At 46.1% G+C, this 16,714-nt stretch carries 16 protein-coding genes; 8 read left to right on the forward strand and 8 right to left on the reverse strand.

Annotation, left to right across the window (positions count from 1 at the left end):
• Positions 1-29: 29 nt before the first annotated feature.
• Together BLT32_RS07005 and trhO are read right to left on the reverse strand one after the other, a co-directional pair.
• On the reverse strand, positions 30-506 hold the full coding sequence (locus BLT32_RS07005) for a Dps family protein (protein WP_053953276.1): 477 nt from the start codon (positions 504-506) through the stop codon (positions 30-32).
• Between the two features lie 147 nt (positions 507-653).
• Positions 654-1,577: an oxygen-dependent tRNA uridine(34) hydroxylase TrhO gene (gene trhO / locus BLT32_RS07010; RefSeq protein WP_053953275.1), complete on the reverse strand. Its 924-nt coding sequence runs from the start codon at positions 1,575-1,577 to the stop codon at positions 654-656.
• Positions 1,578-1,625: 48 nt separating this feature from the next.
• On the opposite strand from trhO, the gene BLT32_RS07015 reads away from it, so the two are divergent.
• Positions 1,626-2,462 (forward strand): sulfite exporter TauE/SafE family protein, encoded by an 837-nt coding sequence (locus tag BLT32_RS07015; RefSeq protein WP_235443963.1) that lies wholly within the window; start codon positions 1,626-1,628, stop codon positions 2,460-2,462.
• Here the strand turns inward: BLT32_RS07015 and BLT32_RS07020 are convergent.
• On the reverse strand, positions 2,370-3,425 hold the full coding sequence (locus BLT32_RS07020) for a CNNM domain-containing protein (protein WP_053953274.1): 1,056 nt from the start codon (positions 3,423-3,425) through the stop codon (positions 2,370-2,372). The genes BLT32_RS07015 and BLT32_RS07020 overlap by 93 nt on opposite strands.
• Before the next feature lie 25 nt (positions 3,426-3,450).
• Complete coding sequence (locus BLT32_RS07025; protein WP_053953273.1) at positions 3,451-4,035, reverse strand: YqaA family protein; 585 nt, start codon at positions 4,033-4,035, stop codon at positions 3,451-3,453.
• Positions 4,036-4,176: 141 nt separating this feature from the next.
• Here BLT32_RS07025 and hemH point away from each other — a divergent pair, with 141 nt between their 5' ends.
• The 3 genes from hemH to BLT32_RS07040 are packed head-to-tail and all read left to right on the forward strand — an operon-like array spanning position 4,177 to position 6,329.
• The gene (gene hemH, locus BLT32_RS07030) at positions 4,177-5,280 is read left to right on the forward strand and encodes a ferrochelatase (protein ID WP_053953272.1); all 1,104 of its coding nucleotides are present in this window, start codon (positions 4,177-4,179) and stop codon (positions 5,278-5,280) included.
• A gap of 35 nt (positions 5,281-5,315) precedes the next feature.
• On the forward strand, positions 5,316-5,786 hold the full coding sequence (locus BLT32_RS07035) for a retropepsin-like aspartic protease family protein (RefSeq protein WP_235443962.1): 471 nt from the start codon (positions 5,316-5,318) through the stop codon (positions 5,784-5,786).
• Between the two features lie 30 nt (positions 5,787-5,816).
• Positions 5,817-6,329, forward strand: a complete 513-nt coding sequence (locus BLT32_RS07040) for a type VI secretion system-associated protein TagO (RefSeq protein WP_053953270.1) — start codon at positions 5,817-5,819, stop codon at positions 6,327-6,329.
• 101 nt (positions 6,330-6,430) lie between these two features.
• Here the strand turns inward: BLT32_RS07040 and BLT32_RS07045 are convergent, their stop codons facing one another.
• Positions 6,431-8,071: a methyl-accepting chemotaxis protein gene (locus tag BLT32_RS07045; RefSeq protein ID WP_053953269.1), complete on the reverse strand. Its 1,641-nt coding sequence runs from the start codon at positions 8,069-8,071 to the stop codon at positions 6,431-6,433.
• Between the two features lie 123 nt (positions 8,072-8,194).
• Positions 8,195-8,824 (reverse strand): peroxiredoxin, encoded by a 630-nt coding sequence (locus BLT32_RS07050; protein WP_053953268.1) that lies wholly within the window; start codon positions 8,822-8,824, stop codon positions 8,195-8,197.
• 137 nt (positions 8,825-8,961) lie between these two features.
• On the opposite strand from BLT32_RS07050, the gene BLT32_RS07055 reads away from it, so the two are divergent.
• Positions 8,962-10,152, forward strand: a complete 1,191-nt coding sequence (locus BLT32_RS07055) for a GGDEF domain-containing protein (RefSeq protein WP_053953267.1) — start codon at positions 8,962-8,964, stop codon at positions 10,150-10,152.
• 68 nt (positions 10,153-10,220) lie between these two features.
• Positions 10,221-11,573 (forward strand): NADP-specific glutamate dehydrogenase, encoded by a 1,353-nt coding sequence (gene gdhA / locus BLT32_RS07060; protein WP_053953266.1) that lies wholly within the window; start codon positions 10,221-10,223, stop codon positions 11,571-11,573.
• 50 nt (positions 11,574-11,623) lie between these two features.
• On the opposite strand, the gene BLT32_RS07065 is transcribed toward gdhA, so the two are convergent.
• Together BLT32_RS07065 and BLT32_RS07070 are read right to left on the reverse strand one after the other, a co-directional pair.
• Positions 11,624-14,497 carry an insulinase family protein gene (locus tag BLT32_RS07065; protein ID WP_053953265.1) on the reverse strand — a complete coding sequence of 958 codons (2,874 nt, stop codon included), beginning with the start codon at positions 14,495-14,497 and terminating at the stop codon, positions 11,624-11,626.
• Between the two features lie 93 nt (positions 14,498-14,590).
• A complete protein-coding gene (locus BLT32_RS07070) occupies positions 14,591-15,463 on the reverse strand; it encodes a LysR family transcriptional regulator (RefSeq protein ID WP_053953264.1) in 873 nt (290 codons plus the stop codon).
• A 166-nt stretch (positions 15,464-15,629) separates the two neighbouring features.
• Between BLT32_RS07070 and BLT32_RS07075 the strand changes: the two genes are divergently transcribed.
• Together BLT32_RS07075 and BLT32_RS07080 are read left to right on the forward strand one after the other, a co-directional pair.
• Entirely contained in the window at positions 15,630-16,187 is a 558-nt protein-coding gene (locus BLT32_RS07075) for a hypothetical protein (protein WP_053953263.1), read from the forward strand.
• A gap of 39 nt (positions 16,188-16,226) precedes the next feature.
• Positions 16,227-16,714: hypothetical protein (locus BLT32_RS07080; protein WP_074668927.1), on the forward strand; the 488-nt coding region annotated here is incomplete at its 3' end.

The raw sequence follows: 16,714 nt of genomic DNA on the forward strand, positions 1-16,714 counted from the left end.
TTTATGGCTGAGCTTAATTAATCGAGCCTTCAGTCACCTAAGTAAGAGGTCAGCATCCACGCTGTTTTCTCTTGCTCTTTGATGTAGTCACTCATCAGTGCGTTAGTACCTTCATCACCGGCTTCATCCGAAAGCTCCAGAATTTCACGCTGCAAGCGGATGGTAGTTTGGTAACTATCCAGAATATTCGCAACACAAGCGCGACCTTCATGAACGTCTTTTACTTCCTCAATTTCGCTGTTCTTAATGTACGTTGAGTAAGCATGTTGAGGACGTTGACCTAAGGTCAGAATACGCTCTGCTATTTCATCAATTTTCAGCAGTAAGTCGTCGTAGGTTTCTTCAAACTTTGCGTGCAGTTCGAAGAAGCGCTCGCCTTTAATATTCCAGTGGAAACCACGAACGTTCATGTAAAATACTTGATAGTTCGACAGTAGCTCGTTTAGCTTGTCACCAAGTTGTTCGGCTTTTTTCTTGTCTAAACCAATAACGCTTAACTGTTTCATAAAACCCTCCTTTGTCATCGTTAAGCTTTAACCATAGTCTATTCACTGGGTTAAAGAAAGCGATGAAAACCGATGAAGCTGACAGTTAAATTCGATAGCTGTCAGCTTTAGCTTACATCAAGGAGTACGCTTATGAAGCGAGTTAGATCAACTCAATGACTCAACTTTGCCGTCGCGAATGTGCTTTTCGCCGCGCGCTTTAGCAAGTTGAATTTGACGCTCGCGCTCTGCGTAACGTTCTTTTTGCTCTGGTGTAGTTTTGTCGAAACAGTGTGGGCAGCTAACCCCTTTCTGGTAGTGCTCAGACGCCTTTTCCTCTTGAGTAATAGGCATACGGCAGGCATAACACTGGTCATATTCACCTTGCTCTAGTCCGTGTTTCACAGTGACACGTTGGTCGAATACGAAACATTCACCATTCCAGCGACTCGTGTCTTCCGGTACCAGCTCAAGGTATTTCAATATGCCGCCTTTTAAGTGGTAAACCTCGTCGAAGCCCTGCTCTTTTAAGTAAGCGGTCGACTTTTCACAGCGAATGCCGCCGGTGCAGAACATGGCGACTTTCTTGTGCTTTTCCGGATCAAGATGTTCTTTCACATACTCTGGAAACTCGCGAAAGGTATCGGTTTTAGGGTTTACTGCGCCTTCAAATGTGCCGACGGCATACTCGTATTCATTACGGGTATCAATAACCAGTACTTCCGGGTCAGAAATCAGGTCGTTCCACTTTTCCGGCTCAACGTAGGTGCCAACCGTGTTCTTAGGATCGACCCAGTCGACGCCCATAGTGACAATTTCTTTTTTGAGCTTGACCTTAGTGCGGTAGAAGGCCTGCTCGTCACTCGGTGATTCTTTGTGATCAATGTCAGCAAAACGTTCATCTGAACGTAGATAAGCTAAGACGTTATCGATGGCTTCGCGGGTACCGCAAATAGTACCGTTAATGCCTTCTCGAGCCAGCAGAAGGGTGCCTTTTACGTCGTTGTCGATAAGGGTTTGATAGAGTGGTTCGCGAATTTGCTCATAGTCATTGAGCTCGACAAACTTATACAATGCCGCACAAATGTACATATCGTGTTACCTTTTTCAGCGGTTCGGAACGTAAATCCGAAGCCTTGTTTGGAAATAGTCGATTTAAAAATCGAGCGCGAATTATACGTATTGATCCAGATCAGCGCAAACCGGGAGTCGAAGCCAGTGGTCAGTGAGTCGTTATTTTATGGGTTAGTGTTGCTGTCTGCGGCAACGTCGTTATTAAGTGCGGTAGCCGGTGCTGGGGGCGGCGCGGTATTAATAGGCGTTATCGCGTTGGTGCTGCCCGGCAGCGCCGTTATTCCGGTTCATGGTTTAGTACAAATGGGCTCGAACGTAGGGCGGGCAGCTTTGTCATGGCGACATATTCACTGGCCGACTATTGCTTGGTTTGTGCCTTTTGGGCTATTGGGCACCTTTCTCGGAAGCCTGTTACTGGTTCAGTTACCAACAGAGATACTGCAAATTACCATTGGCCTGTTCCTGTTATGGCTAACCTGGGGGCCTAAATTACCGCAAAGCTTGTCCGGGCGTGCGGGTCTTGTCGGCGGGGGCTTGTTAACGGGGTTTTTAGCATTATTTGTTGGCGCGTCAGGACCTTTGGTGGCGGCCTTCGTAAAAGCCCGGTTCAGCGAGAGAATGCAAACCGTGGCTACCTTTGCTGCGGTTATGACTTTTCAGCATGGTCCTAAAGCCATTGTTTTTGGTATGGCTGGCTTTGTTTTTAAAGACTGGCTGCCTTTAATTGGAGCAATGATAGCGGCTGGTTTTGCCGGTACCTGGATAGGTTTGCACTGGCTCAAAAAAATAACGAACCAGCGCTTTGATCAGCTATTCCGAGTGATCATTACCTTGCTGGCGCTGCGTTTGCTTTGGGTCGCGCTTGAGGCGCTTATCCCAACGTTGTCTGGCGTAGCGACGTAGGCTGGCAATGTTGTCAGTTTCATCCATTATTGGCGTGCCCAAAATGGTTTCGATAATATCTTCCAGGGTAATAAGTCCTAACCAACTGCCATGCTCGTCATAGACTAACGCCATGTGTTGCCGTGTGGATATAAGGTGGCTCATTAAGGCTTCGACACTCACGGTTTCGGTAACGACTTCAACCTGGCGAACAATGTCGAGAATAGGTGTTCCTTCGTCGGCGTCAAAAACATCGCTGCGGAACAGAATGCCGTGAGGCTCTTCTTCGGCGTCGATGACCGGGTAACGGGAAAAGGGGAGCTCACGAATCTTTTGACTAACGGCCATAATGTCTTCGTCAGGCCGTATGGACTCGCAAACCGTTCGCGGTGTCATAACTTCCTTAACCCGAATGTCGTGAAGGTCAAGAATGTTTAAAATAACACGTCGCTCGTCCGCATCCAGAGCTTTTTCCTCATGACCAATGGTTGCCATGGCTTTTATCTCAGAGCGCACGTCAATTTCTTCTTCCCCACCGCCAATACGTTTTGTTATTTGGTCAGACAACCAAATAAATGGCTTTAATGTCAGAATCATGAAGTTAAGCGTGGGCGGAAGCCAGGGAGCCAATGGACGCCAGAATTTAGCCCCAATGGTTTTCGGAATAATTTCGGACAAAATGAGGATGAGTAACGTCATAACTGCAGACGCAACGCCCAAGTAACCATCGCCAAACACAACACCGACCTGCGCACCGACACCGGCAGCACCAGCGGTATGAGCTACCGTATTTAAGGTTAAAATAGCGGCTAAAGGCTTATCGATACCATCTTTTAGTTTGCGCAGCTGTTTGTGTGTTTTAGGACGAGACTCTTTCAGTTGTGCAATATAGCTAGGTGTCACCGATAGTATTGCGGCCTCCAAAATTGAGCAAATAAAAGACACGCCTATGGCTAAAAACGCAAAAAGTATAAGAAGAGTCATTGGGCTCCGGTTGAATTGGTTTTAGTTACAAGAATTGTATCAACAATATAACAGAAACCGCAGCAATAAGTATGGACCAGCCGGCAGGGCCTGAGTAACGTTGCCACACGTCTTCTGCTTGCGGACCTAACCAGGCAACCAATGCTGCCAGGACATAGTATCGTAAGGCTCTGGCAATGCCGGCAGATAATAAAAATAGAGTTAATGGGTACTGGCCAGCCCCTGCGGCTAGCATCGCAACTTGAAACGGAACTGGGGTAACGCCAACAACAAATATTGACCAGAAGCCATTGTCTTCGAGCGTTTCCTTAAATTCAGCGTACTGTTCCTGAGCCGATAAATAGTCAATGAACCATTGTCCTACGGTGTCAAATAAAGCATAGCCAATGTAGTAGCCACCAACCGAGCCCGCCATAAAGCCAGCTAACGCCACAGACGCAATAAGCCAAATGCGATCTCGCTCAAGCAGCATGTAAGGAACCAAAATAAGCTCTAACGGGATAGGCAGAATAGTGGCTTCTAATGCTGACAGAAAAAACAGAAGCACTAGCGAATGCGGTGAGTTAGCCAGCTTTATATACCATTTTTCACGGGTTGATGTGGTCGCCATAAATGGGTCAAGCAAATAGTTTCGATTGAGTGTATCGTTGCAGTGTAACCCGATTTTTTTGCAAATAGGGATCGAACCCGTTAAAAATTACGTAAATTTGGCTTTAAACCCTAAGCAGAACAGACTTTTAAGGTAAAACTGATGAAATATCGTGGTAGTCCGGCGTTTTCTCACCGCCAAGCTGACAAAATTGGTGTGCTTGTCACTAACCTAGGCACCCCAGAAGCGCCGACTAAAAAAGCGCTAAAGCCCTATTTAAAAGAGTTTTTGTCTGACCCTCGGGTGGTAGAAGTACCACGGTTACTTTGGTCGTTAATTTTAAACGGCGTTATTTTGCGCATCCGGCCGAAGCGCTCAGCAGAAGCCTATAAAACGGTCTGGACAGATCGGGGTTCACCGCTTTTATTTCATACGGAAGACCAGGCCAAAGGCATAGAAGCAAAATTGAAAGAAACCTGGGGTGAGGATATTGTTGTCGACTTTGCCATGCGTTACGGCAGCCCGGCTATTTCGGAGGCCGTGGAGCGCATGATGCAAAAAGGTGTGCGGAAGTTGCTGGTTCTGCCGCTTTATCCGCAGTACAGTGCATCAACTACGGCTTCGACGTTTGACGCGTTGGCAAAAGATTTCACTCAGCGACGCTGGTTGCCCGAATTACGTTTTGTGACCCACTATCATGATTACCCTCCTTTTATTGAGGCGGCCGCTAAGCGTATTGAGCGTCACTGGAATGAGCATGGGCGTGCTGACAAATTACTGTTCTCCTACCATGGCATACCGCTGCGATACCTGAAAAATGGTGATCCTTATCACTGCGAATGCTACAAAACCTCGCGGCTGTTGGCAGAACGACTCGGTTTGAACCAAGATGAGTATTTAACCACTTTCCAGTCGCGGTTTGGTCGCGAAGAGTGGTTGCAGCCATATACTGACATGACCATGAAAGCCTTACCGAAAAAAGGCGTTAAATCGGTACAGGTTTTTTGTCCGGGGTTCAGTGCTGACTGCCTGGAAACTATTGAAGAAATTGGTGAAGAAAACCGCGAGTACTTTATGGAAAACGGCGGAGAGCGCTATGAATACATTAGTGCATTGAATGCAGAGCCTGATCATATCGATGCATTAACAGAGTTGGTGAACACTCACTTGCAGGGCTGGTCAGTTGAAGAGGTGAATGAACAGCGTCAGGAATTAGCGAATAAAGTAGAAAAGCAAACATTGCCTTATAGTGAGAAAGGACAATAAAAGTGGCAGGCGGTAATTCTTTTGGAAAGCCCTTCATGTTCATTGCGTGGGGGCTGGCAATTGCTCTATTAGTTTGGTTTTTTCAAGACCAGTTACAGGAGCAGTTTAATCCGAACTCACACATTCAAAGTCATAGAAACGGTGGGGATGTGACCGTTGTCCTCGAGCAAAATCGTATGGGACATTATGTGGCCAGAGGTAAAATAAATGGCCAACAGGTGACCTTTCTTTTAGACACCGGAGCGACATTGGTCGCGGTTCCTGAAGGGCTTGCAAGTCAATTAGGTTTGCAAAAAGGGCGGCAAGGCATGTCACAGACAGCCAATGGACGGGTTATTACCTATCGAACGGAAATTGATACATTGGAACTGGGTGAAATACGACTTAACAACGTTGACGCGTCTATTACGCCGGGTATGGACGGAAACGTTATCCTTTTAGGAATGAGCGCATTAAAAGAATTTGAGTTAACCCAAAAAAACGATACGCTTAGGTTAACGTATTAAAACGAATCAAATTTATAGGAAGAATGAATCATGCATAAGTTGTTTGTTGGAATGGCAGCGGTTGCCTTCAGTGCTACCAGTTTTGCTCAGCAGTCAGGATTAGAGGCGTGTGCCGAAATTGAGGACTCTTTAGAGCGTTTGGTGTGTTACGACAATTTAGCTAAGAAAGAACAGTCTGGGGAGCGAAAACGTCAAGACAGAGAGCTTCCGGAGCAGGCCCGTAAAGGCAAGCAGAAAGCGGCTGAAATGAAAGAAAAAGCACAAGAGCGCCGCGAGCGTGCAAGTGACCGCTTTGGGTTTGAGCATAAAGAGAAAGAAGAAACTGAAGACGAGCGCGTTAACGTGACTCTGGCCGAGCGCGAGGAAGGACCTTACGGAAAGTGGCGTATAACTTTAAAAAATGGTCAGGTTTGGAAGCAGACTGACAGTGGCTATTTTTCCTGGGAAGGAGACGCTTACTACATTGAACGCGGTGCACTTAACTCATTCTTCTTTGGGCGTGAAGGTTCTAATCGTCGCATGCGAGTTCAGCGCGTTAAGTGAAGCCCGATGTATACATAGCGCAGAGATATTTGCTCCGCAAACCGAAAACTCCGGGAACTGCTCAATTCGGCAGTTCCCAAGTAGTCACTAAATAACGAACTTTAGCTAATTCGGAATTGACGCAGCTCGCGTTGCAAGTCAGACGATAGCTTCGCTAAGTTATCGCTGGACTCCTTAACTTGAGCCGATGCCTGCGCTGACTGATCCGAAATACTGCTAATGGTATTAATATTCTGATTAATTTCGTCCGTTACAGAACTTTGCTCGTCCGCAGCACTGGCTATATGACTGTTCATGTCGTTAATTTCATCGACGGCCTGAGTAATCGATTGTAGTGAATCGTCCGCCTCCTGGGCACGTTCAACCGTGTGATCAGCTTCTTCTTTACCGGTTTGCATGGAGTTAACCGCGTCTTTTGTGGCCGTTTGTAGCCGCTCAATCATGTCCTGAATTTCCTGAGTGGACTCTTGAGTTCGGCTGGCAAGTGTTCTTACTTCGTCAGCCACCACTGAGAATCCACGTCCATGCTCGCCTGCCCGTGCCGACTCGATAGCAGCATTTAGCGCCAGCAAGTTGGTTTGTTCGGCAATACTGCCTATAACGTCCAGTACTTTTCCAATATTGTCACTGTCTTCAGCTACCTTAGATATAGTCTGGGTGGTCTGATTGACGTGGTTAGCTAAGTTTTTAATCGCCGTCACCGTAGACTTAACTACTTCACGGCCTTGTTTGGTATGATCGTCGGCAGAGCGCGCGGAGGTCGCTGCGTCATTGGCGCTTTTGGCGATTTCATCAACCGTTGTCGACATTTCATGAATAGCCGTTGCGACTTGCTCAACCGCTTGGTGCTGCTCTTTCACACTAGCGTTGGACTGGTCTGAAATACTGGACAGCTCTTCTGATGATGTGGCGAGCTGCTCCGTCATAGAATTGATTTTGGAAATAGTCTGCTGAAGTTTTTCAACAAACTCGTTAAAAGCGTCTGCAACTAAACCTAGCTCGTCGCTTCTACCGAGGTTAACCCTAGCCGTCAAATCACCTTCCCCTTTAGCCATGTCCTCGAAGCGTTCCAACATTAGGTTTAACGGTTTGGTAATTAACGGCGGGAAGAACAGAGCCAGCAGCACACAAATGACTAAACCAATAATAAGTACAACCATTTGCGTCCAGTTACTCTGCGTAATAACGCCCTCAATAATTGTCGATTGGTTTAAAGCGGCCTCTTCTTTACGCTGCTCGAGCTGATCAAGCACGTTACGCATGGTTTCAAACTGCGGGCCGCTGTCCGTTTGACTAAGCTGAATAGCTTGCTGCACATTGCCTTGCTGGTGTAACTTTATCACTCGTTGAGCGGTTGCTGTCCAGGTTTCGTTTTTCGCTTTGTAGTCCTCAACCATACGACGCTCTTCGGCGCTGGACGTTAGGCTTAAGAATCGGTTAACCCGCTGCTCGGCTTGTTCGAGGTTTTCGTTGTGGGTGTCGATAAGCTGTTGTTGGCGGGAAGAGCCGGGCTCAACGGAAAGTAATGTTCTTTCAGCAACTTGGGCTTGATGGAGGTCTCGGTCGGCTTGCAGAAGAAAATTGAGACCCGGTAAGTGCTCGCTTGCGATTTCATCAACGCTGTTTGCAACTGACTTAAAGTTCACTGCACTAACAGTGGCAATGCTAATAAGCACAATTGCCAGAAGTACAATGGGTACTAATAGTTTGTATCGGAATCGAAGGTTATTAAACCAGCTCATAGAATATGCCTTTTTGCTTTCGACAAAAGTCGTATAACTTATTATCGTAAACTAAGCAGCTTTACTTTAGCTGGTCAATTAATAAACGCCGAACCCAATGTGGACTCGGCGTTTGGCATGACGCTATTTAATGTCTGTTAAACGAAGGTAGGGCTTCACGGTTTTCCAGCCTTGTGGGAACTTCTCTTTCGCGTCTTCATCGCTGACATTGGGGCGAATAATGACAGAGTCGCCGGGTTTCCAGTCAGCAGGGCATGCGACTTCTTCGCGATCAGTTGTTTGCAATGCATCAATAACGCGCAGAATTTCGTTGAAATTACGGCCAACCGTCATTGGGTAGGTCATAATGAGACGAATTTTCTGATTCGGGTCGATAATAAATACCGAGCGAACCGTTGCTGTGGCACTTTCGTTCGGGTGAATCATGTCGTATTTTTGAGCCACTTCCAGCTCTTTGTCGGCAACAATTGGAAACTCCAGAACGGTATTCTGAGTTTCGTTAATATCGTTTATCCAGCCTTTATGTGCGTCAACTGAGTCAGTAGATAAGCCCAGTGGTTTCACATTGCGCTTTTCAAATTCCGGCGCTAATTGTGAGGTGCGACCCATTTCTGTTGTACAGACCGGGGTGTAGTCGGCCGGATGGCTGAAGAAAAAGACCCAAGAGTCTTTGGCCCAGTCGTGAAACTTAATGGGACCTTCTGTAGTATCGATAGTAAAATCCGGGGCAGTATCGCCAATACGTAATGTCATGTTGTTGCTCCTAAAGTGTCTTTTTGAGACGAAAGTCGATAACCTTTAAATAGTAGCCGATTAACCATATTGCAAGGCGGTTAACTTATAATCTTTTTTTCTACATTAGACGGTTGAGTTATTAGCAGGAGTTGCGTTTGTCCTTAGTCGTGTTTTTGCCGCTGGTGGTTTGGGTTGTGCTGGGCTTTTTTGCCCCGACAGTATTGGCTGACGTCATCTTGCCTGTGCCTGAAAGTGTTATAGCGTCTTTAGGGTTAGTAACCCTCATTGCCGGGTTTTTCAGGCAGTGGCAATGGCTTTACTGGTGTGCCTGGACCGCAGGCTTTTACGCGTTAATTCAATTGGGTTTACAGCAGCCACTGAGCCAGCAGCATGTTTCTGTTTTGTATGAAGCGCTGCCTGTTTGGCTGTCGCTAACGGCGTTGCTGTTGGTGTTTATAAAATTGCCGGTGTTACTTTCACCGAGAGGCTTCTTGTTACTTGCCGCAGTTGGTTTGTCGCCATTGTTATTGCTAACAGCACCGGTGGCTGCTGCTTTGGCTATTCTTAACCCAACCGAAATGTTAAGCCTTTCTGGTGAGTTGCCAGGTATCGGCTTAGCGTTGTGGATGATAGCAATGGGTGGTATTTGGGCAACCGTTCTGCTTTATAAAAACGCATCGGCATTTCGGTGGAGTCAGTTAGTGGCCTGGTTGTCTTTTATGATCTTTGTTGTTGGCATTGAACAAACTGACGCTTCGACTTGGGCTGTACTCGCCATTTCCGGCGGTCTGCTGTTGGCTCTGGCTGACCGAATGTTAAAGCTAGCATACATAGATGAGCTAACCGGGTTACCGCAACGCCGGGCGCTCATGAGTGAATTGCAGCATTTACGCAAGCGCAGTGCCGTATGCATGCTGGATGTTGATCATTTTAAAAAATTTAATGACCGCTACGGGCACGAAGTGGGCGACCAGGTACTTCGGTTATTAGGCAGCATATTAAAGAGCGTTAGCGGTTTCAAAGCCTACCGCTACGGGGGAGAGGAGTTTACCCTGGTGTTCTCACACAATAACGAAGAAAAACTGAAAGATGTGTTGGAAACTGTGCGCTCAAAAGTGGCTAATTATCCACTCACATTGAGGGACCCATCAAGACCTGAAACGTCTGGCAAAGGCAAGGAAAAGCGAGGCAAGCAAAGTAACAAAAAGACCGTTAAAGTGACTATCAGCTTAGGGGCAACGACTAAGCTACCAACCGATACCCCCGATAGTATTCTCAAGCGGGCGGATGAAAACCTCTACGCCGCGAAAAAGGCCGGGCGGAATCGGGTTGTTCTGAAAAACTAAGAAGCACTTGGCGATCTAAATTTAACGGAGTACGTTAAAGAGATAAGTTTCAAATTACAGAGGCGCACATGAGCTATATAAAAGACACTATCGAGACCTTAAAGCAAACCAGCCCTGCGCAGTCAGAGTTTTATCAGGCAGTGGAAGACGTACTTGAATCGATAGAGCCTTTGTTAGAAGAACGTCCTAAATATCGGGAGCAGGCTATTATTGAACGCTTGGTTGAGCCTGAGCGGCAAGTCATGTTTCGCGTGCCATGGGTTGATGACAACGGCCAGATACAGGTCAATAAAGGCTACCGTATTGAATTTAATTCGGCATTAGGTCCTTACAAAGGAGGTTTGCGTTTTCATCCAAGCGTTAATGCCGGAATTATTAAGTTTCTTGGGTTTGAACAAATTTTTAAGAACGCTCTGACAGGCCTGCCTATTGGTGGGGGGAAAGGCGGTTCAAACTTTGATCCTAAGGGGAAATCAGACGCTGAAATCATGCGTTTTTGCCAATCGTTTATGAGCGAACTGTATCGCCACATTGGGCCAAATACAGATGTGCCTGCTGGGGATATTGGTGTCGGAACACGGGAAATCGGCTATCTTTTTGGTCAATATAAGCGCTTGGCGAATCGATTCGACGGTGTCCTTACGGGTAAAAGCACGCTCTGGGGTGGTTCCTTTGTTCGTAAAGAAGCGACGGGTTATGGCGCGGTGTATTTTGCCGAGTGCATGCTGGACGATAAAGACGACTCATTAGAAGGGAAGCGTTGCCTGGTATCAGGCTCCGGTAATGTAGCCATTTATGCCATGGAAAAGCTCTACGAACTTGGTGCGACACCAGTAACGTGCAGTGATTCAAATGGCACCGTTTACCATGACAACGGCATCGACTTAGACTTAGTAAAACGTATAAAAGAAGAGCAAAATGGGCGTTTAGAGGAGTATTTAGAAACTCATAGTAACGCCGAGTACACGCCACGAGATGACTATCCGGAAGATGGTCATACCGTCTGGCGTTACAAAGCGGATATCGCATTTCCGTGCGCTACACAAAATGAACTGACCGAGAAAGACGCCCAATCGCTATTGGAGAACGGATGCAAATATGTGGTGGAAGGCGCCAATATGCCGTCAACACAAGCAGCTGTCGACTTGTTCATTGAAAGCAATACCGCTTACGGTCCGGGTAAAGCCGCGAATGCGGGAGGAGTTGCTACCAGTCAGCTGGAAATGATGCAAAATGCCAGTATGTTGCGCTGGTCATTTGAAGAAGTGGATGAAAAGCTCAAAGGCATTATGCGTAACATTTTCAAAGACGCGAAACGTACGGCTGAGGAATTCGGGCATCCGTCAAACCTGGTACTGGGTGCCAATGTAGCCGGCTTTCGAAAAGTAGCCGATGCTATGATTGAACAAGGCGTGGTTTAAAAGAAGCTTAATAGGGTGGTCGCTCTTGACCACCCTATTATAAACCCAAATTATTGAGTCTCCATAGTTTGATGAAACTCTGCGAGATCCTCCACAACCGTTTGATTCGGTAAGTCTGCATAAGGCTCGTCTGCGAACTTCTTACCGCGGAGCTGTACGGAAATACGGGCAGAGTCTGGATTCATTAACGTATCTTTATAGAATGCTTTAGCGGCTGCCAGCGTCGTGTTCTCGACGGCATTAATCAGTTGCTCTTTACTGTCAAAGTCATAACGCTCAAGCGCTAAGTCTGACAGTATTGGAGCGACTTCTTCGCGCATATTCTTCGGCGTTTCTTTTAACGTTACCAGCGCACTTTGTTTTAACTGAGCGAACTCGTCTTCAGTCATCTTCTCAAGTTGCGTCCAGTATTCGTCTTTGAACTTGTCAAAACGCGCCTGCATATCCGCCACGCTCTTAACCGGCGTTTGAATGTATAGACCAAATCCTGCGTAATGATCAAGTGATGGCGCAAAAGCGCCTACGGCATAGGCCAGCTGCTCTTCTGTACGCAAGGTATCAAAGGCTGCCGTGCGGAAGTGGCTTTGCAATACTGTCCCCGCTGCTTGAGCTTTGAAACCTGGTTCTGGATGAATGTGTGCATCAACGATAGCCACGTCGGCCACATCGAGGTCTTTGCGTAAAACAATTGCTTTGTTTGACTGAGGCTTCCAGAATTTTGCCGTTTCAAAATCAGTGATGTTACGGTCATTAGGTAAGCTTGCTCTAACACGCTCAGCGGCTTCTGTTAAATCGGACTTGTCGTAGTTACCAAACGCAAACACACGAATGAAATTATTACCTAACAGAGTGTCCATATAAGCTTCTAATTCTTCATTGCTGAGCGATTGAGCCGTGTTGATTAAGTCTGACTGCTCAAAACCACCTTCGCGAATTAGCTGCCCGTACGCATCGAAGCTCTGGTAAATAGGGAATTGCTGACCTTTGTTTTTTAGTGCACGAACATAGCGATCAACGGCCTGTTTAAAGGCTTGTGGGTCAACCTCAAAGCTTAAACCTTCAATAGCACGCTCAAGCAACTGTGGCTGTTTATCGGTAAAACCGGAGACGGTTAATGTCATGCCCGTTGTATCGTTCAAGCTCAAGTTCATGCCGGCAATGTTCGCTTCTGTATCCAGGGCACTGACGTTCATGTTGTACAAATCTTTCCACAAAGCGCCTAGAACGTTGGCTTTAATATCATGCAGTGTCGCAGGGTTATTAATTTGAACGTTAAAAATGCCGCGTGGCTGGTCACCATACAGCTGGCTTGGGTATTGCCATACTTGCAGGCCTTGCTCGTCAATAACCACCTGAGGCTTCTCAAACGCGTCGTTTTTCTTAACCTCGAAGCTCTCTGGAAGAAGCGTATTTACTTTAGGTAAGTTGATTGCCATTTTCGGCTCTTCTTTCCAGCTCGCAATTTCCCCGGCGGTTATGTCTGTGACTTTGTACTTACCATCGTAGTAGTCAAGTTCGCTGTCATGCGGCTCGTCTTGGCTTATGTACCAAACTCTTAAACGTTCAGGGGTTAACTGCGACAATACTGAGCGAATAGCCTCAGGGTTAAACTCCTGGTACTCGTATGGTGCACTGATCGCATATTCAGCGGGGTAGTTTTGCATGGCTTCTGCAAGGTTTGAAACATAACCAAACTCGTCACCTTTTTCCAAGAAGCGGAATTGGTTCGTCAAACTGGTTTTTATTTCATTGAAATATTTCTCATCGACGCCTTCAGCACGGACTTTGTCAATGTACTGCATAATAAGCGCGACAATCTCTTCACGCTGCTGCATGCCGCTATCTGTTAGCTCAATGTCTAAACGCATAACGCCGTAGTTACCATAGAAATTTGGCTGCGCAGAAGCATTTAAACTGGCAATAAGTCCAGCCTCTTTCAGTTGCTGAGCGGGAGTGCCTGGCATTTCAGAGCCAAGCAAGTAGCTTACATAGCGATTAGGCTTAACTTTAAACCGGTCTTGATTGTTGTTAATGATGAATTCAAGCTTCAGCTGTTTAACGTCTTCATTCGGAACGTAATGAATGCGTTTTTTGCCGACATCATCAAAGTTAATTTGAGCCGTGACTTCAGGCTCATCGATACCGTCATCTTCAATACTGGCGAAGTGCTTACGCGCTAGCGCTTCCATCTCATCAAGCGAGCGGTTGCTTATCATCGCCACTTTCATAATGTTTGACGAATAAAAACGGTTATAGAAGTCGACAGTTTCCTGATGCAGCTGGCTGTTTTCTTTATCGCTGAGGCTTTCAAGGTTACCAATAAGAAAACGATTAGAAGGGTGTGAACCAAGCAACAAGCGACCGAGTTTAAATTGACCAAAGAAGTCCATTTCACGGCGCATCGACCACTCGGCATTGACCGCATTACGCTCTTTATCCACATACTCCGGGTAGAGTTTTGGCGCTTTGAAAAAGTCTGAGAAGCGGTCCAGGCCTTCGTCGTACGCATCATTGTTCACTTTGAACATATAATTAGTAATGTCCAGCCAGGTGTAAGCGTTCTGGCTACCGCCATTATTGCTCATAAACTCGCTGTAACCATTGGTATCTGGGTACTTTTCGGTGCCTAGAAACAACATGTGCTCCAGGTAATGGGCCATGCCTTGTTGTGATTTAGGGTCTTGTAACAGACCGACACCAACACTTAATGAAGCCGCTGATTTATCAACCTCAGGGTCTGACACCAGCATAATTTCAATGTTGTTATCAAGTTTCAGAACGCGATAGTCACGTTCATCATTAGGGCTTTTTATCACCTCACCGGCAACAGCGCTTTGAACGTTTGGAGTTTCTGTAACTGTTTGGCCACAGCCAGCTAGCAATAAAGCAGAGCTAATAGCGCTCGCAAGTAATAACTTTTTCATATTGGAGGTCCCTTTTATTCATCTAATATCTAGATGATACTCGGGCACTCCAGAGGCTTGAAGTTATTTTGTTAGTAATTTGTAACAGAGTGTTTAAGTCAGAAAGCGAATGTGACCAATAAAGCTTCTGGCAACAGGGCCGACACTGTCCGCGTCTTCGAAATTCAGATAAATAGGCATAGAGCGGGTAGCGCCGCGTTCGAGATTTAAAGTCACTAAACTGCCTTCTTCAATATGCGCTTTTACCGCCGACTCAGGCAGCCAGGCAAAGCCCAGGTTTTTGCGAATAAGCTCAACGGACGTGGTTAAGTGGCTGACCGTCCAGCGCTGCTCAGAACCCAGCCAACCTATGTCAGAGCTTTTTTCTATACCTGAGTCTCGCAGTACTATTTGACGGCTGTTCTTTAAGTCTTCGAGAGTGACAGACGTTTTTGACGCAAGTGTGTGATTGGTGCCGCATACCGCAACAAAGGTAACGTCGCTAAGTGCCTCACTCAGTTCATTATCGAGCATAAAAGGCGACAGCGATACCGTTGCTAAGCCTTTCCGCAGCAACTCATCAGCACCCGTTAATATGGTTTCAATAACCTCTATGTGCACCAGCGGAAACTCTTCCGAGACTTTTTCTAACGCTTCGTACAGCACTTCTTTCGGGAAAGCTTCATCGACAGCAATGCTAAGCGTGGACTCCACTCCCTCTTTCAGATTCTGAGCGACATTTTCAAAGCGCTCAGCTTCCGACAGCAGATAATTAATACGGCGTAGCAAGAGTTTGCCAGCATGGGTTAACACCGTTTTGCGGCCATCGACCTCAAACAAATGAACACCTAACTGCTCTTCCATTTTATTAACAGCGTGGTGAATGCTCGACTGGCTTTTGTGCACCTGCTGAGCCGCCTGCATAAAACCACCGTGGTCAGCTACCGCTTTAAACATCCGCCATTGTTCGAGAGTCGATTTTGCCATTACACAGCCTATTTATCCCTGAGATTGGTTACGATGATAGTATGCTTTGAGTGGGTTGGGTAGGTGTATTAGTATTGATAGATAAAGTTATTAAACTTTTAGTTCGGGGCTGATTAGGTATTGGTGCACTGGCAGCTTTTGACAAGCTAATTATTAGGGAATCATTATGGGTATCTATAAAAGGATTGGGGCTGTCCTAGCCGTGATAGTTCTTTCTGGGTGTGCTGTACAAAACTTCAATAGCTATGTGTCTCCTAACCGCCCGCAAATTGAAAAGCTTTTGGTGGTTTCTCTGACCAGTTCGTATCACGATGCGAATCTTCAAGAACAAGAGTTTTGTGATACGTTGGATTCACAAAAGATAACTTGCCTGACGACAGAGGGGTACAGAAAACCGGGTTTTAACTTTTCCCCAGATAATGCTTTAAAGTTGAGTGAAAGAGAAAAGGTTGACCATGTTTTGCTTGTCGGTTTGATCTCTTCAGACTCAATAAATGAATCTATGCTTATTCAATCAGGTAGCCAGACTCAAATTATAAATGGAATATCTGAACAAAAACTATTTCAAATACAGTTAACCTCTATGTTAAGTGGTGAAGTTGTTTACTCTGCTGAGGTCGAAACTGAATATGGAAAAGTAACGGCTGACTTTCAAAAAAGAACGTTTTACGGGCAAATTTTTGAAGAAGTTGTGACGGATTGGAAACAAAAAGGGATCCACTGAAGTTTGCGGATTGGGATAAATAGATACAGGGGGCAAAAGATGAAGTGGTTTACGGTTTTGACTGTGTTTATTTTTCTCGTGGGGTGTACTTCGCCAAAGGTATTTCTAACGACCGAGCGCTTAGCAGATAAAGAAAGAGCTCAGTTAATATCAAAGCTTACAGACAAAGGTTTTAATGTTAAGCAGACAGTTGGCGTGCATATTCCTGAGGAATTTTCGGATGTTGTTGTAGCGACAAATCTAGCAAATGAGAGCCCAGGCTTTTTTGAAAGGCTTGAAGAGTTGCTTCAGCAGCAAGGTTTAGCGCCTGTCACTTACCAAAAATTTTATCAACAAAAGCATTATTACAAGGGGCGACATATTGGCTTGTATATTAGAGGAAAAGAGCCAAGGATGAAATTGCCTCCAGTACTTCGTGGACATGAGAAGACTTGGGTAGTGTTCAGAATTCTGTGTCATTTCGTTAAACTAAGCAAAAAAGAGATGACATATGACCAAAACCAATTTCGACATGGATGCCGCTTTAA

The sequence above is a fragment of the Idiomarina zobellii genome (genome assembly GCF_900100855.1).
Classification (GTDB): Bacteria; Pseudomonadota; Gammaproteobacteria; order Enterobacterales; family Alteromonadaceae; genus Idiomarina; species Idiomarina zobellii.